The sequence below is a fragment of the Pseudomonas sp. PA15(2017) genome (assembly GCF_001945395.1).
Lineage (GTDB): Bacteria > Pseudomonadota > Gammaproteobacteria > Pseudomonadales > Pseudomonadaceae > Aquipseudomonas.
This window is the reverse complement of the sequence record NZ_MSXV01000058.1, coordinates 518,378-536,356: the sequence shown is the minus strand read 5'-3', so window position 1 is coordinate 536,356 and position 17,979 is coordinate 518,378. Positions and strand designations below refer to the sequence as shown.

15 protein-coding genes are annotated in these 17,979 nt (G+C 65.0%); 4 read left to right on the top strand and 11 right to left on the bottom strand.

All coding sequences use genetic code 11. The features are described 5' to 3' along the window. Nucleotides 1–151: 151 nt before the first annotated feature. Nucleotides 152–2,761: a glycosyltransferase gene (locus BVH03_RS24150; protein WP_075963541.1), complete on the bottom strand. Its 2,610-nt coding sequence runs from the start codon at nt 2,759–2,761 to the stop codon at nt 152–154. 219 nt (nt 2,762–2,980) lie between these two features. Here BVH03_RS24150 and tcdA point away from each other — a divergent pair, with 219 nt between their 5' ends. After that, nucleotides 2,981–3,793, top strand: a complete 813-nt coding sequence (gene tcdA, locus BVH03_RS24145; RefSeq protein WP_075963540.1) for a tRNA cyclic N6-threonylcarbamoyladenosine(37) synthase TcdA — start codon at nt 2,981–2,983, stop codon at nt 3,791–3,793. Here tcdA and BVH03_RS24140 read toward each other — a convergent pair. The 4 genes from BVH03_RS24140 to BVH03_RS24125 form a co-directional block, all read right to left on the bottom strand. Next, nucleotides 3,790–4,194 (bottom strand): SufE family protein, encoded by a 405-nt coding sequence (locus tag BVH03_RS24140; protein WP_075963539.1) that lies wholly within the window; start codon nt 4,192–4,194, stop codon nt 3,790–3,792. The genes tcdA and BVH03_RS24140 overlap by 4 nt on opposite strands. Beyond that, entirely contained in the window at nt 4,191–5,393 is a 1,203-nt protein-coding gene (locus BVH03_RS24135; RefSeq protein WP_075963538.1) for an aminotransferase class V-fold PLP-dependent enzyme, read from the bottom strand. Before BVH03_RS24135 ends, BVH03_RS24140 begins: the two co-directional genes overlap by 4 nt. 82 nt (nt 5,394–5,475) lie before the next feature. Next, nucleotides 5,476–6,510 (bottom strand): 2,3,4,5-tetrahydropyridine-2,6-dicarboxylate N-succinyltransferase, encoded by a 1,035-nt coding sequence (gene dapD / locus BVH03_RS24130; RefSeq protein ID WP_075963537.1) that lies wholly within the window; start codon nt 6,508–6,510, stop codon nt 5,476–5,478. A 38-nt stretch (nt 6,511–6,548) separates the two neighbouring features. Further along, the gene (locus BVH03_RS24125; RefSeq protein ID WP_075929901.1) at nt 6,549–6,896 is read right to left on the bottom strand and encodes an ArsC family reductase; all 348 of its coding nucleotides are present in this window, start codon (nt 6,894–6,896) and stop codon (nt 6,549–6,551) included. A 173-nt stretch (nt 6,897–7,069) separates the two neighbouring features. Between BVH03_RS24125 and BVH03_RS24120 the strand changes: the two genes are divergently transcribed. Further along, the gene (locus BVH03_RS24120; RefSeq protein WP_075963536.1) at nt 7,070–8,710 is read left to right on the top strand and encodes a Na+/H+ antiporter; all 1,641 of its coding nucleotides are present in this window, start codon (nt 7,070–7,072) and stop codon (nt 8,708–8,710) included. Between the two features lie 226 nt (nt 8,711–8,936). On the opposite strand, the gene BVH03_RS24115 is transcribed toward BVH03_RS24120, so the two are convergent. The 6 genes from BVH03_RS24115 to leuS form a co-directional block, all read right to left on the bottom strand. Beyond that, nucleotides 8,937–10,088, bottom strand: coding sequence for an acyl-CoA dehydrogenase family protein (locus BVH03_RS24115; protein ID WP_075963535.1), 1,152 nt, complete (start codon nt 10,086–10,088; stop codon nt 8,937–8,939). 159 nt (nt 10,089–10,247) lie between these two features. Beyond that, the gene (locus tag BVH03_RS24110) at nt 10,248–11,540 is read right to left on the bottom strand and encodes a lytic murein transglycosylase (RefSeq protein ID WP_075963574.1); all 1,293 of its coding nucleotides are present in this window, start codon (nt 11,538–11,540) and stop codon (nt 10,248–10,250) included. 70 nt (nt 11,541–11,610) lie between these two features. After that, the gene (gene arfA, locus BVH03_RS24105; protein ID WP_075963534.1) at nt 11,611–11,763 is read right to left on the bottom strand and encodes an alternative ribosome rescue factor ArfA; all 153 of its coding nucleotides are present in this window, start codon (nt 11,761–11,763) and stop codon (nt 11,611–11,613) included. Between the two features lie 232 nt (nt 11,764–11,995). Continuing rightward, nucleotides 11,996–13,030 carry a DNA polymerase III subunit delta gene (holA, locus tag BVH03_RS24100; RefSeq protein WP_075963533.1) on the bottom strand — a complete coding sequence of 345 codons (1,035 nt, stop codon included), beginning with the start codon at nt 13,028–13,030 and terminating at the stop codon, nt 11,996–11,998. Between the two features lie 208 nt (nt 13,031–13,238). Beyond that, nucleotides 13,239–13,844 carry an LPS assembly lipoprotein LptE gene (gene lptE / locus BVH03_RS24095; protein WP_075963532.1) on the bottom strand — a complete coding sequence of 202 codons (606 nt, stop codon included), beginning with the start codon at nt 13,842–13,844 and terminating at the stop codon, nt 13,239–13,241. 97 nt (nt 13,845–13,941) lie between these two features. After that, a complete protein-coding gene (gene leuS, locus BVH03_RS24090; protein ID WP_075963531.1) occupies nt 13,942–16,548 on the bottom strand; it encodes a leucine--tRNA ligase in 2,607 nt (868 codons plus the stop codon). Between the two features lie 178 nt (nt 16,549–16,726). Between leuS and BVH03_RS24085 the strand changes: the two genes are divergently transcribed. Beyond that, a complete protein-coding gene (locus BVH03_RS24085; RefSeq protein WP_075963530.1) occupies nt 16,727–17,041 on the top strand; it encodes a hypothetical protein in 315 nt (104 codons plus the stop codon). Between the two features lie 79 nt (nt 17,042–17,120). After that, entirely contained in the window at nt 17,121–17,885 is a 765-nt protein-coding gene (locus tag BVH03_RS24080; RefSeq protein ID WP_075963529.1) for a YdcF family protein, read from the top strand. Nucleotides 17,886–17,979 lie beyond the last annotated feature (94 nt).

The following is a 17,979-nucleotide window of genomic DNA, read 5'->3' as shown; positions in this document are numbered from 1 at the left end:
ACTGCTTTGCCCGCGACCTTCGCCCTGGATATAACCCATAAACGACAATGCCCCTATCAACCGATAGAGGCATTGTCTTCAACTCACCCTCGGACTGCTAGGTTTTCACACAGTCTGAGTGGCCGCCGTTTTCAGGTCGCGTGGCCGTGGATCAGGCCTTCTCCGCCTGGTTCTCGGCGTCGTCCTGCACCACCGGGATTTCCAGCGGCTTGGGCTGCGAGGAGAGCAGCGCCATGATCAGGGCGGCCAGGTAAGGCAGCGATTGCACCAGCAGCATGATCACCCAGAATTTCACATCGTAGCTGGGCAGGCCCTGCACGATGCCGATGCCCAGGGCGGCGCCCCACAGCAGCAGCATGATGAACACTTCTTCGCGGGCTTCCGCCAGCGCGACCATCAGGCCATGGCTGGAGCGCATCTTCGGGGTGCGGAAGAACGGGATGGTCTTGGTGAACATGCCGTACAACACCGCCTTGGCGATGGTGTGCGACAGCGCCAGCCCGGCCACCGCCGCGCAGAAGGCATCCTTGAGGTTGACGCCCACCGCCCGCTGGTAGAGGAAGATGATCTTGCCGACCTTGAACAGGAACAGCGCCAGAGGAGGAATGGCGAAGATCAGCAGCGGCGGGTCGACCCGTTGCGGCACGATGATCATCGCCGCCGACCACAGCAGCGCACCGGCGGTGAAGAATATGTTCAGGCCATCGGCGACCCACGGCAGCCAGCCGGCGATGAAGTGATAACGCTGGCCGCGCTTGAGCTCGCTGTCCTTGCCGGCCAGCAGCTGACGGGCGTGGCCCTTCATGATCTGGATGGCGCCGTAGGCCCAGCGGAAGCGCTGCTTCTTGTAGTCGATGAAGGTGTCGGGCATCAGGCCCTTGCCGAAGCTGTCGTGGGCGTAGGCGGCCGAATAACCTTTCTCGAACACCCGCAGGCCCAGCTCGGCATCCTCGCAGATGGTCCAGTCGGCCCACTTCAGCTCGTCCATCACGGTGCGGCGAATCATGGTCATGGTGCCGTGCTGGATGATCGCGTTGCGGTCGTTGCGGGTCACCATGCCAATGTGGAAGAAGCCCTTGTACTCGGCGTAGCAGAGTTTCTTGAAGGTGCTTTCCTCACCGTCGCGGTAGTCCTGCGGCGACTGCACCACGGCGATCGCCGGGTCGGCGAAGTGCGGCACCATGTGCTTGAGCCAGTTGCGATCGACGCAGTAGTCGGAGTCGATCACCGCCACCACTTCGACGTCCGGCGCGGTGTGCGGCAGGATGTAGTTCAGCGCGCCGCCCTTGAAGCCGTGCAGCGGTGCGACGTGGAAGAAGCGGAAGCGCGGGCCGAGTTCTGCGCAGTAGTCGCGCACCGGCTCCCACACCGCCGGGTCCTTGGTGTTGTTGTCGATGATCAGGACTTCGAAGTCCGGGTAATCGAGGTTGGCCAGGGCGTCGAGGGTCTGTTTGACCATTTCCGGCGGCTCGTTGTAGCACGGCACGTGGATCGACACCTTGGGCCGGTAATGGCTGTCGCCGATCACCGGCGTGAACGGTCGGCGGCGCTGCGTCCACACCGTTTCGGCCAACTCGTGGGCCTCGGTGAGCAACACGATGAACACGCCAATGGCGCCGATGCCGAGCAGCACGCCGACCAGGGTGCTGAACCAGGTGCTGTATTGCTGGCTGTAGTCGTAGCCGATCCACACCAGCGCCGAGCCACCGGCGAACGCCACGAAGGTCAGGAAGGTGCGGCCGCGCTGGCGCAAGGCACTGCCGTCGATCAGCATCAGGGCCAGCGACAGCAGCGCCATGACCACCGAGGCGACGGCCAGCATGCGCCATTTCGGAATGGCGACTACCGGGCCTTCGAAGTTGAATTTCGGCTGGCGGTCGAGGTTGTAGACGCCCCAGTAGGCGCCCACCGAACCCTCGTCGCCGGCCTTCCAGGGCTGGTCGAAGGCTTCGATGACGAAGTAGTTGTAGCCCTGGGCGTTCAGTGTGGTGACCAGGGTGCGCAGGTAGATGGCCTGGTCGGCCTGGGTCGCCTCGGCACCGCCGCGTACCCGGCCGTTGCTCGGCCAGCCCACTTCGGAAAGCAGCAGGGGCTTTTTCGGAAAAAGTTTCTTCAGGTCACGGGCGCGATCCAGGGTGAACTGGGTGGAGTCCTTCATGGGAATGAATTCCCAGTAGGGCAGCACGTGGGCGGCGATCAGGTCCGCATGGTCGGCCAGTTCCGGGTATTCGTCCCAGATGTGCCACTGCTCGGAAGTGGTGACCGGCACCTTGACCGCCGAACGCACGCGGTCCATGTAGGCGGTCAGTTGCTTGACGGTGACCTCGCGGCGGAACAGTGCCTCGTTGCCCACCACCACGCGAACCACGCTGCGCGAGTTGTTGGCGATCTCGATGGCCTTGGTGATCTCCCGTTCATTGCGCTCCTCGTCCGGGCTGATCCACACGCCCAGGGTCACGCGCAGGCCGAACTCCTCGGCGAGGGCGGGAATCTTGTCGAGGTCACCGTCCACCGAATAGGTGCGGATGCTGTCGGTTTGCTTGGACAGCAACTCGAGGTCCTCGCGCATCTCCTGATCGCTCGGGTAGACGCCGGTTTGCGGGCTCTGCCCCTGCCGGAACGGCGAGAACGAATAACCGGACACCTGTTCCGGCCAGTCCGGGGCCGTGACCGGGCGGTTGTAGAGCGCCCAGATACCGGTGAACAAGGCGGCAATAGCCAGGAAAACAACTAGATTGAGACCGAACTTGCGCGAAAGCATGCTGTGTAAGGTTCCGAAAGGTGGAACGGGGAGAAGACCGGCGAGCGCCGGCTGGCGCGCATGCTACTCCGTCGATGAATGACTGTATAGCACAGCTCCGGGGAGCTGCCCGGCGATGTTCCAGCGCGCTGCGCTGGCGCTCTGCAGGTACCGGCCCGATGGTGCTTGGGAAGCGCTGCCAGCCTTTCTATAATGCGCGCCCGGAAAAGAGGAGCCCCCATGTCGTTCGATGAACAGCGTTTCGCCGGCATCGCCCGGTTGTATGGCCGTGAAGGCGCCGAACGGCTGGCTGCCGCCCACGTGGCCGTGGTCGGTATCGGCGGCGTCGGTTCGTGGGCGGCCGAGGCGCTGGTGCGCTCCGGGGTGGGCGAAATTTCCCTGTTCGATCTGGACGACGTCTGCGTCAGCAACACCAATCGCCAGGCCCACGCCCTGCAAGGGCAGGTCGGACGCGCCAAGGTCGAGGTGATGGGCGAGCGCTTGCGAGCCATCAACCCCGCGTGCGTGGTGCATGAGGTGGCTGATTTCGTGACCCGCGAGACCATGGCCGAGTACATCACGGTGGAGCTCGATGGCGTGGTCGACTGCATCGACAGCGTGGCGGCCAAGGCGGCGCTGATCGCCTGGTGCAAGCGCCGCAAGATCGCCCTGGTGACCACCGGTGGCGCCGGCGGGCAGATCGACCCGGCCCAGGTGCAGGTCGCCGACCTCAACAAGACCTTCAATGATCCCCTGGCCGCCAAGGTGCGCTCGGCCTTGCGCCGCGACTACGGCTTCTCGCGCACGCCGGGGCGCACCTACAGCGTGCCCTGCGTGTTCTCCACCGAGCAGCTGCGCTACCCCGGCGCGGACGGTGGCGTGTGCCAGAGCAAGGCGTTCGTCGGTGAGGGCGTGAAGCTCGACTGCGCCGGCGGTTTCGGCGCGGTGATGATGGTAACGGCGACCTTCGGCATGGTCGCCGCCGCGCGTATCGTCGACAAACTGGTGGCTGGTGCCCGTCGTCCGAGCGAGCGCGTGGCCGCGAAGATTTAAGCCGCGTCGATCAGCCGGCGCATCTGCTGCACCACGGCGTTCATGCCGTTGGCCCGTGAGGGCGACAGCTGACGGGACAGGCCGAGCTGGGCGAACCAGTCGGCGATGTCCAACCCGGCCAGCTCGCCTGCCGGCAATCCGTTAACGCGGGCTAGCAGCACGGCCAGCAGGCCGCGTATCAGGCGCGCATCGCTACTGGCGCGAAAGTGCCAACGGTCGTCCTGTCGTTCACCGCTCAGCCAGACCTGGCTCTCACAGCCGTGTACGCGATCCGCTTCATGCCGGTCGGCGAGCGGCTCCAGGCGTTCGCCCCATTGCATCAGCAGGCGCGCGCGCTGTTCCCAGCCGGGGCAGGCGGTAAAGGCGTCGAGTGCTTCCTGCGCGGCGGTCGGCAGGGTCATCGCAACAACTCCAGGGCTTTGTCCAGGGCGGCGAACAAACGCTGCAGGTCGGCCTCGTCGTTGTACAGGCCGAGGGAGACGCGAATCGCGCCGTTTACGCCCAGGCGCTGCAGCAGCGGCATGGCGCAGTGATGACCGGCCCGCACGGCGATGCCTTGCTCGGTGAGCAGGTGGGCGAGGTCGCCGCTGTGGATGCCATCGACGGTGAAACAGGCCAGCGCCGTGTGCGGCTCGCCGAGCAGACGCAGTCCTGGATAACGCTGCAGGCCGGCGAGCAGCAGGCGATGCAACGCCGCTTCGTGGTGGCTGACCGCGTCGGCGTCGAGACGCTCGAGGTAGTCCAGGGCTGCACCAAGGGCAATCACCCCGGATACCGCCGGCGTACCGGCTTCCAGGCCGAGCGGCGCGGGGCGGAAGGTCGCGGCGTGATAATCCGCCTGCTGGACCATCTCACCGCCGAACTGCCAGTGGTTCAGGCGCTGCAGCGCGTCGCGCCGGCCGTAGAGCAGGCCGACGCCATCGGGCCCATACAGCTTGTGGCTTGAGCAGACGTAGAAGTCGCAGCCCAGCGCCTGCACGTCCTGGCGGCCATGCACCACGGCCTGGGCGCCGTCCACCACGGTCAGGGAGCCGTGCTTCTGCGCCTGGTGAATCAGCGGCTGTACGTCCTGCCAGCGCCCCAGCACGTTGGACAGCTGACTGAGGGCGAGCAGGCGAGTACGCGGGCCGATCAGCGCGGTGGCCTCCTGCGGGTCGATATCGCCAGCGGGAGTGAGCGGCAGGACCACCAGCTTCAGGGATTTGCGCGCGGCCAGTTGCTGCCAGGGCAACAGGTTGGCGTGGTGCTCGGCGGCGCTGACGACGATCTCGTCACCGGCCATGAACACCGACTCCAGCCCATAGGCTAGCAGGTTCAGCGATTCGGTGGCGCCGCGGGTAAAGACGATCTCGTCGCGGCTGGCCGCATTCAGCCAGCGGGCCGCCTTGTCACGGGTCGCCTCGAACGCGCGGGTGGCGCGTTCGCCCGGCAGGTGCTGAGCGCGGTGCACGTTGGCAGCGCCGCCAGCGTAGTAGGCCAGCAGGGCATCGAGTACCGCTTGCGGCTTCTGCGCGGTAGCGGCGCTGTCGAGGTAGGTCTGGCCGTCGGCATCAAGGGCGCGCAGGCCGGGGAAGTCGGCGCGCCAGGGGGACAAAAGCATAGGGCTTCAGGCCCCAGGCTCCAGGCTCCAGGCTCAAGCGCTTTGCCTGCGGCCTGTAGCTTGTAGCCTGAAGCCGCTCCGGTCAGTTGTGAGCGTGCAGGGCTTCGTTCAGCTCGATCGCCGACTTGTTTGTCTTGCACTCGACCGCGCCGCTCTGCGAGTTACGACGCAGCAGCAGGTCAGCCTGACCAGCCAGATCACGACCCTTGACCACCTTGACCAGGTTGTTCTGATCGTCGAGCAGGGCGATCTTGGTGCCGGCGGTGACGTACAGGCCGGCTTCGACGATGTTGCGGTCGCCCAGCGGGATGCCGATACCGGCGTTGGCGCCGATCAGGCAGCCTTCGCCCACGGAGATGACGATGTTGCCGCCACCGGACAGGGTGCCCATGGTCGAGCAGCCGCCGCCCAGATCCGAACCCTTGCCGACGAATACGCCGGCGGACACGCGACCTTCGATCATGCCCGGGCCGGCGGTACCGGCGTTGAAGTTGACGAAGCCTTCGTGCATCACGGTGGTGCCTTCGCCGATGTACGCGCCCAGACGAATCCGTGCGCTGTCAGCGATACGCACGCCGCTCGGCACCACGTAGTCGGTCATTTTCGGGAACTTGTCCACCGAGAAGACTTCCAGCAGGTCGCCTTTGAGGCGGGCTTCCAGTTGGCGCTCCGGCAACTCGGCCAGGTCGACCGCACCCTGACTGGTCCAGGCGACGTTGGGCAGCAGCGGGAAGATGCCGGTCAGGTTCAGGCCGTGTGGCTTGACCAGGCGGTGGGACAGCAGGTGCAGCTTGAGGTAGGCCTCGGGCGTGCTGGTCAGGGCGGCGTCTTCGGCCAGCAGGGTGGCGACCAGCGGCTTGGCGCTTTCGGCCAGGCGGGTCAGCAATGCTGCTTGCACGCTGTCGACGCCTTTCAGGGCGCTGGCCAGCTCACCGGCTTGCTGGTTGGTCAGAACGATGGCCTGGTTGCCGCCGCTGTAGCCGAGTTTCTCGGTGACCTTGGCGAGCAGTTCGGCGCTCGGGTTGAGCAGCGGCTGGGCATAGAACACTTCCAGCCAGGCGCCTTGACGGTTTTGGGTGCCGACCCCGAAGGCCAGGCTGAACAGAGTATTGGACATGAGCTTTTCCTTGCAGCGAATTCGATTGGGAGGCGATATCAGGCCAGTTCGGCGGCGTAACGCTCGGGTTTGAAACCGACCAGGGTGCGGGTGCCAAGGTCCAGCACCGGGCGCTTGATCATCGACGGTTGGGCCAGCATCAGGTCGATGGCCCTGGCCTGGTCGAGATCGCTTTTCTGCGCGTCGTCGAGCTTGCGGAAGGTGGTGCCTGCACGATTGAGGATGGTTTCCCAGCCGTGTTCGTCGCACCATTTCTGCAGGTTGCCGCGGTCGATGCCGGCGGTCTTGTAATCGTGGAACTGGTAAGTGGCACCGCGCTCGTCGAGCCAGGTGCGGGCCTTCTTCATGGTGTCGCAGGCCTTGATGCCATAAAGCACGTAACTCATTGGTCTACCTCTGGAGGACTCCACTCGTCGAGTCCCCGTTGCTACTTGTGAATACCGAGGCCGTCGATTATGCCACGTCGATTCGGCTTGCGGCGCATCCGCCTGCACGCTGCTGGCGTTAGAATGCACCGGCCCTAGCCAGGCGGCCGTCATCGCAAAGGATCTCTCCCCCCATGCAGCTTCTCTACACCATCCTGATCATGTTGCTGGTGGTCAGTGGCACCCGTATCAGCGCGCAGTTCATTCCCTTGCCGTTGCCCATTCTGCAGATTCTCATCGGCGCCTTGCTGGCGGTGCCGGCGCTGGGTCTGCACGTGCGCCTCGACCCCGAGCTGTTCCTGCTGCTGTTCATCCCGCCGCTGCTGTTCGTCGATGGCTGGCGCATGCCCAAGGGGCAGTTTCGCAAGCTGCGCACACCGATCCTGTTCCTGGCCTTCGCCCTGGTGTTCGTGACCATTCTGGGCGCCGGATATTTCATTCACTGGTTGCTGCCCCAGGTTCCCCTGGCCGCCTGCTTCGCCCTGGCGGCGGTGTTGTCGCCGACCGATGCGGTGGCGGTGTCGGCGATCGCCCACGGGCGTCTGCCCAATACGCTGAACAATCTGCTGCAGGGCGAGGCGTTGATGAACGATGCCTCCGGCCTGGTGGCATTCAAGTTCGCCGTGGCGGCCACCCTGACTGGGGTGTTCTCGTTCACCGATGCCAGCCTGCAGTTCGTGCTGGTAGCCGCCGGCGGCCTGCTGATCGGCATGGCGCTGAGTTACCTGCTCGGTCGTCTGCGCGCTTGGATGATCGCCCGAGGCTGGGAGGAGCCGGCGCCCCATGTGCTGCTCATGCTGCTGCTGCCTTTCGCCGCCTACGTGGCTGCCGAGCACGTGGGGTTGTCGGGCATTCTCTCGGCGGTGGCGGCCGGCATGATGCAGAGCCGCCTCGACCTGCTGCCGCGGCAGACCACCACGCGGCTGCTCAACCGGGGCGTGTGGGCGATGCTCGAATTCACCTTCAATGGTCTGATCTTCCTGCTGTTGGGCCTGCAACTGCCGGACATAATCAAGGCGGTGATCGGTGATCACGCCGATACCTGGCACCTGCTGCTGCCGGCGCTCGGCTACGTGCTGGCGGTGTATGCGGTGCTGATGGCGCTGCGCTTTGCCTGGGTGTACTGCTACTGGCGTACCTCGGGCATGCTGCGGCGCTGGCGGGGCAAGTCGACCCGCTTTGCCGGGCAATCGCGCATCGCCCTGACCGCCGTACTGACCGTCGGTGGGGTGCGCGGTGCCGTGACCCTGGCGGGCGTGATGTCGCTGCCGCTGCTGCTCAACAGCGGCGAGGCCTTTCCCGAGCGGAACCTGCTGATCCTGATCGCGGCCGGGGTGATTCTGGTGTCGCTGCTGGTGGCCAGCGTGGTGCTGCCCCGGCTGCTGCCGCTGTTGCCTCAGGACAACGTGGCGCGGCAGGAGGCGGAGCTCAACCAGCACCGCGCCCAGGTGCTGCAGGCGGCGATCCGCTGCCTGGAAGCCGATGACGAAAAGGCCGCCGATACCGACAGCGCCATCGCCACGGCAGAGATCCGCGCCAAGCTGATGAGCGAGTACCGCGACCTGCTCGAACGTACCCGCACCCGCCGTGCCGAGGAATCGCGCGAATACCAGCGCCAGGCCGACCAGCTCGAATACCGCATGCGCTTGCATGCCTTGCGCACCCAGCGCCTGGAGCTGTACCGGATGCGCAAGGACAATCAGTTGGACGACGACATGCTGGCCGAGATCCTCCGTGATCTGGACAACGCGGAAGCGCGGCTGCTCAAGGGCTAGGAAAGTGCTTAGAAACTGTACATGACCTTGCAGCCTAGGTTTGTCGATTTCGGCGGCAAAGTGGCAGTAGCGGTCATCGGCGCAGTACCTGTGGGAGCGGGCGGGGACGCCCAGTCCATGCCCGCTATTTTTCGCGCGCATGGCGCGCTCCCACAGTGGATCGGCGAACGGCCGCTTCTGCCTTGTAGTTGCCGCTTCATGCGCAGATAAGACTTTGAACAGGCTTTTAGAGCGCGTAGTGCTTGAGCTCCCTGGCGATCAGCAGGCGCTGGATCTCGCTGGCGCCTTCGTAGATCTGGGTGATGCGCGCATCACGGTAGTAACGCTGCACCGGGAAATCCTCCAGATAGCCATAGCCGCCGTGCACCTGCAGCGCCTTGGAACATACCCGCTCGGCCATTTCCGAGGCGAACAGCTTGGCCTGGGAGGCTTGCGACAGGCATGGCTGGCCGGCGCTGCGCAGGCGCGCGGCATGCAGGGTCAGCAGCCGGGCAGCGTTGATCTGGGTGTGCATGTCGGCCAGCAGGTTGGCGATGCTCTGGTGTTCGCCGATCGGCTTGTCGAATTGCACCCGTTCGCGGGAGTAGAGCAGAGCGGCTTCGAAGGCGGCGCGGGCGATACCGACCGCCTGGGCGGCGATGCCGATGCGCCCACCCTCGAGATTGGACAGGGCGATGCTCAGGCCCTTGCCGCGCTCGCCGAGCAGGTTGGCGGCAGGAATGCTGCAGTCGTCCAGGGTGATGGCGCAGGTGTCCGAGGCGCGAATGCCCATCTTGTGCTCGCTGCGCTCGATGCGAAAGCCCGGCGTGTTGGTGGGCACCAGAAAGGCCGAGAGGCCCTGCTTGCCGAGCGAGGCATCGGTTACCGCGAAGACGACCGCCAGCCCGGCCCTGCGGCCGTTGCTGACGAACTGCTTGGCACCGTTGAGTACCCAGCGCCCGTCCCGCAGCTCGGCGCGGGTGCGCAGGTTGTGGGCCTCGGAGCCGGCCTGGGGCTCGGTCAGGCAGAAGCAACCGATTACCGCGCCACTGGCCAGGCGGGCCAGCCATTCGCCTTTCTGCTCATCGCTGCCGTAATTGAGCAGCGGGCCGCAACCTACCGAGTTGTGTACGCTCATCAGGGTGCCGGTGGCGGCATCGGCGGCGGACACTTCTTCCACGGCCAGCGCATAAGCCACGTAATCGAGATAGCTGCCACCCCAGGTGTCCGGCACGATCATGCCCAACAGGCCCATATCGCCCATCTGGGCCACCGCGGCGTCGTCGATCCAGCCAGCCTTTTCCCAGTCCTGGGCGTGGGGCGCGATGGCGCGTCGGGCGAACTGCCGGGTGCAGTCGCGGATCATGCGTTGTTCTTCGTTCAGCTCGATGTCGTGCATAGCGACCTCTCTGTTGTCATTGACCCGCGCCGGATCACGGCAGGCGGGTAGCCGAGCACTTCCTGGATCACAGTAAGTGCCTGGCTACAGAGTCGCCCAGGAACGGGCGAATCGCAAACATCGGGAAGGCGTGGTGACGGGCGTCACCACGCGGTAGGGTCAGTGCGGCTGGCGCAGCCGCTCGAGCAGATTGGCATCCGGGTAACCGTCGGCCGGCCAGCCCAGGTGCAGCTGGAAAGCGCGGATGGCCTTGCGAGTGTTGGCGCCGATGATGCCGTCGGCATGCCCAGAGTCGAAGCCGCGGGCGTTGAGGCGCTCCTGCAGTTCGACGCGCTCGCTGCGGCCCAGCTGGCGGTCACCCTCGGGCCAGCTGCCTTGCACGGCGTTGCCACCGCGCAAACTGTCGGACAGCAGGCCGATGGCCAGGGCATAGGACGTCGAGTTGTTGTAGCGCAGGATGCTGCGGAAGTTGCTGAACAGCAGGAAGGCCGGCCCGCGGTGCCCGGCAGGCAGCAGCAGGGTGGCGCTGGCATCGTCGCGCGGGGTGCTCAGCGGCTGGCCGACGGGGTGAATACCCAGTTCGCGCCACTGCGCCATGTTGCGGCGCACTTCCGGGTCGGCCAGGGCGTAGTCGAAACCCTTGGGCAGCTGTACTTCGAAACCCCAGGGCTGGCGCAGTTGCCAGTTGGAGCTTTGCAGGTAGTGGGCGGCCGACGCCAGGGCGTCAGCGGTGGACGTCCACACGTCACGCTTGCCATCGCCGTCGAAATCCACCGCGTGCTCGTTGTAGGTGGTGGGCATGAACTGGGTCTGGCCCATGGCGCCGGCCCAGGAACCGACCAGGCTCTCGGGGGCGATGTCTCCATGCTGGAAAATCTGCAGCACGGCCAGCAACTGACCGCGCCAGAAGGCCTGGCGACGGCCTTCGTAGGCCAGGGTGGCCAGCGAGCGCACCACGTTGTGGCTGCCGATATTGCTGCCGAAGTTGCTCTCCAGGCCCCAGATGGCGACCAAGGTTTCGGGATCGACGCCATAACGCTGTTCGATCTGGTTGAGCATGGCGCGGTTCTGGGTCAGCAGGATGCGCCCGCGGGCGACCCGGCTCGGCGACACCGCACCCTTGAGGTATTCCCACACCGGACGGCTGAATTCAGGTTGGCTGCTGTCGGCCTTGACCACATCGGGGTTCGGCACCACGCCAGCGAAGGCGCGATCGAACAGGGTCGGGCTGATGCCAGCGGCGATGGCGTCGCTGCGCAGCAGGTCGCGCCATTGTTCGAAGCTCAGTTGCTCTTCGACGGGTTGACCTGAGACGGCGTTGCTGGCCGTAGCGCTCGGCACGCCACTCGTGAAAGCCAATGGTTGGGCAGGGGCATCGGCGCATGCCGTGAGCAAAAGCAGGAAACTGGCCGCAGCGGTAACAGGTAGGCCGCGAATGAACAGGTTGGGCATGGTCATCTCAACACGTTTTGCAGGCGACCACCTTAGCACGGATGAAGAGAAATTCGGGCCGGGCGAGTTTTCAAGCCGCCATAAATGAACAAGCCTCCCAGTTTTGCTGGGAGGCTTGACGGTTGTAGCTGCCTTTTCCTTTGCCGGGGCGTTCCTGGCGCGAGCGGAACAGCGGCTGGGCGATGATGGATTTGGCCTTGTTGGGGCGTTTCTTCTTGCTCATGGCAGATCCTCGATCGGTGCTCGCCCGGATAGCGAGCGGCGCGAATCATGCGCCGCTGGGCAGCCAATGTCCATACGCGAGGTAGGCGTTAACAGGTTGTTGAAAAACTAGCCGCGTTGCCATAGCAGCGTTAAAAACAAGCTCAAAACGCTCATGTACTACTCGTACACTCCGCTTTTTCGCATGTTTTTGCCTTGCGCTGTCTGTCTCGCCTACGTTTTTCAACGGCCTGTTAGGCGCCGAGTTTCAGGCGTTGGCCGGCCATCATCAACACCAGGCGCGACAGGCTGGCCCAGGGATCGCCCGGCGCCTGGCCCTTGACCTGTGCATCGATCTGCTGGGCATCCATCAGCAGGGCGTTCCAGCGTGCCGGCGTGTGACGCTGCAGGGCCTTGCTGACCAGCGGGCGGCGCTTGTCCCACACGGGCGGGCGGGCGGAGGCGAAGGCCTTGTCCAGCGGGATGCCCTGGCCATGTTGATAGGCGATGTTGGCCAGCTGGCGCAGCTCACGGGCCAGCATCACCACGATGAACAGCGACTCCTGTCCCTCGCCGCGCAGGCCGTCGAGCATACGCAGGGCGTGGGCGGCCTCACCGTTGAGAATGGCGTCGATCAGGCCGAAGACATCATAGCGGGCGCTGTCGGCGACGGCGGCCTGCACGGTGCCGGCATCGATCTGCTGGCCGTCGGCGAGCAGCTTGAGCTTCTCGATTTCCTGGGCAGCGGCCAGCAGGTTGCCTTCGACGCGGGCGGCGATCAGGTCGACCGCATCGGCACTGGCGTTCATGCCGGCCTGGGCCAGGCGCTGGCGAATCCACTGTGGCAATTGATTGGCATCCACCGGCCAGATCTGCACGAACTGGCAGTTGGGCCCGTCGATCAGCGCCTTGGCCCACTTGGTCTTCTGCGCGCTGCCGTCGAGCTTGGGCAGGGTGATCAACAGCAGGGTGTCTTCCGGCGGGCGGCCGAGGTATTCGAGAATCGCTGCCGCGCCCTTGTCACCGGGCTTGCCGTTGGGGATGCGCAGCTCGATGACACGCTTCTCGGCGAACAGCGACAGGCTGGCGCCGGCTTCGTAGAGCATGCCCCAGTCGAAATTGGCTTCGGCGTGAAACACCTCGCGCTCGGTGAAGCCTTGCACGCGGCTGGCACTGCGGATGGCGTCGGTGGCTTCCTGGCAGAGCAGGGCTTCATCGCCACAGACCACGTAAACCGGGGCGAGCGCGCCTTGCAGGTGTTTGCCGAGTTGGGCGGGAGCGAGTTTCATGAGTTCCTGAACCCGATGGGCTGGACAAAAGGTTCTGTCAGCTTGGAACCTGATTCGCAATCAGGTGGCGGAAGCTGTAGCGGCCATTAGCGCAATACCTGTGGGAGCGGGCGGGGACGCCTAGTCCATGCCCGCTCCCACAGTTAGTACCCAGGGACAGCTTCCCGATTGCCATCGCGACAAACCAACACGTGCAATCGTGAGCGGCTTACTGGACAGGCAGTTCGATGGGCGATTGCTGCGGCTGCGCCGCTTCACGCTGACGGGCCGCTTCCAGGGCGTCGGCTTCGGCCTTCGCCTTGGCTTCGGCGGTCTGCTGCAGCTCGTCCAGTTGTGCCGGGGTAATCTGCTGCAGGCGCTGGGCCAGTTGCTGAACCAGGTCGCGGCGCATTTCGGTGCGCAACTGATTGGCCTGCTGGTCGTTGCCGATCAGGTTGTTGGAGTCCTGCACGTAGTAGCTCTGCACTTCGAGCTTGTTGTTCAGCAACAGCAGATTCTTGGCGCCGCGGATCTCGTAATCCAGGCTCATGGTCCGCTCGTACTCGACGCTGCGCGCCGAGCTGGTGTAGCTGGCCGAACGCTGGCTTTCCTGTTCGCTCGCCAGGTACAGCTTGTAGGCCGCGCCCGGGAACACGCGAACGCCGTTGCTCTCCAGCACGTCCTTGACGTCACGCACGGTGTCGCCGTAGGTGTCGCGGGCGCTGACGTCCAGCTCCTTGAGGGCGAACTGCACGTCGCCGGTGCCACGCAGCTGGAAGCCGCAGGCGCCGAGTAGGCCAGCCAGGCCGATTACCAACAGATTGCGCTTGATCATCTCGTATCCCCTTGTCCTGCCGGCTCCGCTGGCCGGCATGGCCGAAACTCTAGACCGGACGCCGGTCGCGGGAGGCGACCGGCGGTTCCCTGTCGCCTCAACTGGCGACGATATTGACCAGCTTGCCAGGCACCACGATGACCTTGCGGATCGTCAGCCCTTCGGTGAAGCGTTGTACGTTCTCGTTGCTGCGCGCTGCGGCCTCGACCGCCTCGCGGCTGGCATCGGCCGGCACTTCGATCTGCCCGCGCAGCTTGCCGTTGACCTGGATCACCAGGGTCAGGCTGTCCTGCACCAGGGCCGACTCGTCCACCACCGGCCAGTTGGCGTCGATGATGGCTTCCTCGTGACCCAGCTCCTGCCACAGCTCGTGGCTGATGTGCGGGGTGATCGGGGCGAGCAGCAGGGCGACGGTTTCCAGGCCTTCCTGGATAAGGGCGCGCTGCTGGTCGTTGTCCTGAGGGGCCTTTTCCAGCACGTTCATCAAGGTCATCACCTGGGCGATGGCAGTGTTGAATTTGTGGTGCTGGCCCACGTCCTGGGAGGCCTGCTTGATGGCCAGGTGAATGGCGCGGCGGATTTCCTTGCCGGCGTCGTCCAGCTTGGCGACATCCAGCACGCCCGGCAGGCCCTGGGCGACGTGGCCCTGGGCCAGACGCCAGACGCGGCGCAGGAAGCGGTTGGCGCCTTCGATACCGGCATCCGACCACTCGCAGCTCATGTCGGGCGGCGAAGCGAACATCATGAACAGGCGGCAGGTGTCGGCGCCGTAGGCATCGATCATCGCCTGCGGGTCGACGCCGTTGTTCTTGGACTTGGACATCTTCTCGGTGCCACCGATTTCCACCGGCAGGCCGTCGCTGGTCAGCTTGGCGGCGATGACCTTGCCCTTGGCGTCCCGCTCGACGGTGACGTCGGCCGGGTTGAACCAGTCCTTGCCGCCGTTATCGAGCACGCGGTAATAGGTCTCGGCGACCACCATGCCCTGGGTCAGCAGGTTCTTGAACGGCTCGTTGGAGGTCAGCAGGCCTTCGTCGCGCATCAGCTTGTGAAAGAAGCGCGCGTACAGCAGGTGCAGGATGGCGTGTTCGATGCCGCCGATGTACTGGTCAACCGGCAGCCAGTGGTTGGCCGCCGCCGGGTCGACCATGCCGCCGGTGTAGTGCGGCGAGGCGTAGCGGGCAAAGTACCAGGACGATTCCACGAAAGTGTCCATGGTGTCGGTTTCACGCTTGGCCGGTGCGCCGCATTTCGGGCAGCTGCATTGGTAGAATTCCGGCATGCGCGCCAGCGGCGAGCCGGCGCCATCGGGCACTACGTCTTCGGGCAGCACGACCGGCAGCTGGTCTTCGGGTACCGGTACGTCGCCACAGCTGTCGCAGTGGATGATCGGGATCGGGCAGCCCCAGTAGCGCTGGCGGCTGATGCCCCAGTCGCGCAGGCGGAACTGGGTGCGCGATTTGCCGAGTTCCTTGCGCAGCAGCGCCGCCTCAATGGCGTCGAACGCGCCTTCGAAGTCCAGGCCGTCGAACTCGCCGGAGTTGATCAGCTGGCCATGTTCGCCGTAGGCGTCCTGCCATTCGCTGCCGACTTCATCGCCAGCGCTGGTACGCACCACGGCCTTGACCGGCAGGTGGTACTTGCGGGCGAAGGCGAAGTCGCGTTCGTCGTGGGCCGGGACCGCCATCACCGCGCCGTCGCCGTAGTGCATCAGCACATAGTTGGCGACCCACACCGGCAGCTTCTCGCCGGTCAGCGGGTGCTCGACGGACAGCGAGGTCGGCAGGCCTTTCTTTTCCTGGGTGGCCATGTCGGCTTCGGCGACACTGCCAGCCTTGCATTCGGCGATGAACGCCTGCAGCTCGGGGTTGTTCCTGGCGGCCAGGGTGGCCAGCGGGTGTTCGGCGGCCACGGCGACGTAGGTCGCGCCCATCAGGGTGTCGGGGCGGGTGGTGAACACCTTCAGCGCACCGGCCTCGCCGATGGAGGCGAGGTCGTAGGGGAACTGCACTTCCATGCCGCGCGACTTGCCGATCCAGTTGCGCTGCATGGTCTTGACCTGTTCCGGCCAGCCATCGAGTTCGTCCAGGCTACTCAGAAGCTCATCCGCGTAGGCGGTGATCTTGAAGTAGTACATGGGGATCTCGCGCTTTTCGATAACCGCGCCGGAACGCCAGCCGCGGCCGTCGATGACCTGTTCGTTGGCCAGCACGGTCTGGTCGACCGGATCCCAGTTGACGGTACCGTTCTTGCGGTAGATCACGCCTTTTTCGAACAGGCGGGTGAACAGCCATTGTTCCCAGCGGTAGTAGTCCGGCTTGCAGGTGGTGACTTCGCGAGACCAGTCGATGGCCAGGCCCAGGCTCTTCAGCTGGGACTTCATGTACTCGATGTTCTCGTAGGTCCACTTGGCCGGCGCCACGTTGTTCTTCATGGCGGCGTTTTCCGCCGGCATGCCGAAAGCGTCCCAGCCCATGGGCTGCAGCACGTTCTTGCCCTGCATGCGCTGGTAGCGGGCGATCACGTCACCGATGGTGTAGTTGCGCACGTGCCCCATGTGTAGCTTGCCGCTCGGGTAGGGGAACATCGACAGGCAGTAGAAGGTGTCCTTGCCGGGCTGTTCGCTGACAGCAAAGGAGTTCTGCGCGTCCCAGTGGGATTGCGCGGCGGCTTCGATTTCACGTGGCTGATACTGTTCGTGCATGGCTACTTGCGCTAGGGAAAGGGGCTTTCGGGAAACGCCGTAGCATACATGACCCCCCTCGGCAGAGGGAAACGCTGATTGCGTGGTGCGCCGTCGATGGCGCCATTTGTCGTCGCGGCAAGCCGGCTGCGGGGTTGCGGCTACGCTCAGTGGATGGCGCCCTGCCTGGAGGTGTGCGATGCAAGTCCCCCTGGATACCCCTAATGAAAGCGACCCCTATGGACGGTTGCTGGAGCGCCTGACCGTGGCCCTGGACGAAGCCGACAACCTGGCGCAGCTATCCAGCCAGCCACTTCCAGACATGGAAGTGCGCGGCCTGTCGCCCGACGAGCTGGCACTGATCATCGCTTACCTCGCCAAGGATCGTGCCTGGCTCAATGGCTGGCACGCCACGGCGGCGCGTCACTACCAGTCGGCGGTTACGCAGCCGCCATTCCAGCGGCAGCCGGCCCTCGCCAGTCGCGAGCGCGAGTCCGAGTGCCACAAGCCCTGACCCTGGCCGCCGGTTGCTGCATCCGCTTGCGTTGAAACGTCAACAGACCCTAGGCTTCGAGCCTTTTCGGAGGTGCTCGATGCCGCTGCGCTACATGCTCAAGCAGTTCTTCATGCCGCCCGGCATCCTGTTGCTGCTCATCGCCCTGGGCTGGTTCCTGCGCCGGCGCTTCCCGCGGCTGGCCCTGTGCTGTTTCACGTTCGGGCTGGGCGGCCTGTGGTTGATGAGCCTGCCGGTGACGGTGGAATGGCTGGCCAGGGTCATCGAGCGCGAGCCGGCAATCGCCCAGCAACAGTGGAGCACCCTGGCGCAGCAGGCGGACGTCATCGTCGTGCTCGGCGGTGGGCGCGATTCGGACGACCCCGCCTGGGGGGATGAGCAGCCCAGCGCCATGGCGCTGGAACGTACCCGCTATGCGGCGCGGCTGGCCAAGGCCTCCGGTTTGCCGGTGCTGACCAGCGGCGGCCTGCACTTCGGTCGCCCGCCCAGCGAGGCGGCGCTGATGGCCGAGGTGATGCGCGAGGACCTGGGTGTCGAGGTGCGCTGGCAGGAAGAACGCAGCCGCACCACCTGGGAGAACGCGACACAATCCGCTGCGCTGCTGCAGCCCGAGGGCATCCGCCGGGTGTTGCTGGTCACCCAGGCCTGGCACATGCCGCGCTCACGCTGGTGCTTCGAACAGGTCGGTTTCGAGGTGTTGACGGCGCCGGTGGGCTTTCTCGGTGTGCCCAATGACCGGCCAATGGGCGGCTGGTTGCCGGAAGGCAAAGCTTTCTGGCAAAGCACCCTGCTGCTCAACGAAGTGATAGGTGCTTTGGCCTATCCGCTGGTTTACGGGCGTTAGCGGTGATGTGGTGAATTCAAACATCTAGGGAAACTCTGAATTTAACTCCGATAATCTGTTGAAACAGTGTGAGGATGCGTGCCTGGGACAAGCC

Coding starts and splice junctions, on each gene's coding strand:
- BVH03_RS24080 (WP_075963529.1), top strand. CDS start 17,121: ATGCCGCTGCGCTACATGCTCAAGCAGTTCTTCATGCCGCCCGGCATC.
- arfA (WP_075963534.1), bottom strand. CDS start 11,763: ATGAGCAAGAAGAAACGCCCCAACAAGGCCAAATCCATCATCGCCCAG.
- BVH03_RS24125 (WP_075929901.1), bottom strand. CDS start 6,896: ATGAGTTACGTGCTTTATGGCATCAAGGCCTGCGACACCATGAAGAAG.
- leuS (WP_075963531.1), bottom strand. CDS start 16,548: ATGCACGAACAGTATCAGCCACGTGAAATCGAAGCCGCCGCGCAATCC.
- dapD (WP_075963537.1), bottom strand. CDS start 6,510: ATGTCCAATACTCTGTTCAGCCTGGCCTTCGGGGTCGGCACCCAAAAC.
- BVH03_RS24120 (WP_075963536.1), top strand. CDS start 7,070: ATGCAGCTTCTCTACACCATCCTGATCATGTTGCTGGTGGTCAGTGGC.
- tcdA (WP_075963540.1), top strand. CDS start 2,981: ATGTCGTTCGATGAACAGCGTTTCGCCGGCATCGCCCGGTTGTATGGC.
- BVH03_RS24135 (WP_075963538.1), bottom strand. CDS start 5,393: ATGCTTTTGTCCCCCTGGCGCGCCGACTTCCCCGGCCTGCGCGCCCTT.
- BVH03_RS24150 (WP_075963541.1), bottom strand. CDS start 2,761: ATGCTTTCGCGCAAGTTCGGTCTCAATCTAGTTGTTTTCCTGGCTATT.
- lptE (WP_075963532.1), bottom strand. CDS start 13,844: ATGATCAAGCGCAATCTGTTGGTAATCGGCCTGGCTGGCCTACTCGGC.
- holA (WP_075963533.1), bottom strand. CDS start 13,030: ATGAAACTCGCTCCCGCCCAACTCGGCAAACACCTGCAAGGCGCGCTC.
- BVH03_RS24115 (WP_075963535.1), bottom strand. CDS start 10,088: ATGCACGACATCGAGCTGAACGAAGAACAACGCATGATCCGCGACTGC.
- BVH03_RS24140 (WP_075963539.1), bottom strand. CDS start 4,194: ATGACCCTGCCGACCGCCGCGCAGGAAGCACTCGACGCCTTTACCGCC.
- BVH03_RS24085 (WP_075963530.1), top strand. CDS start 16,727: ATGCAAGTCCCCCTGGATACCCCTAATGAAAGCGACCCCTATGGACGG.
- BVH03_RS24110 (WP_075963574.1), bottom strand. CDS start 11,540: ATGCCCAACCTGTTCATTCGCGGCCTACCTGTTACCGCTGCGGCCAGT.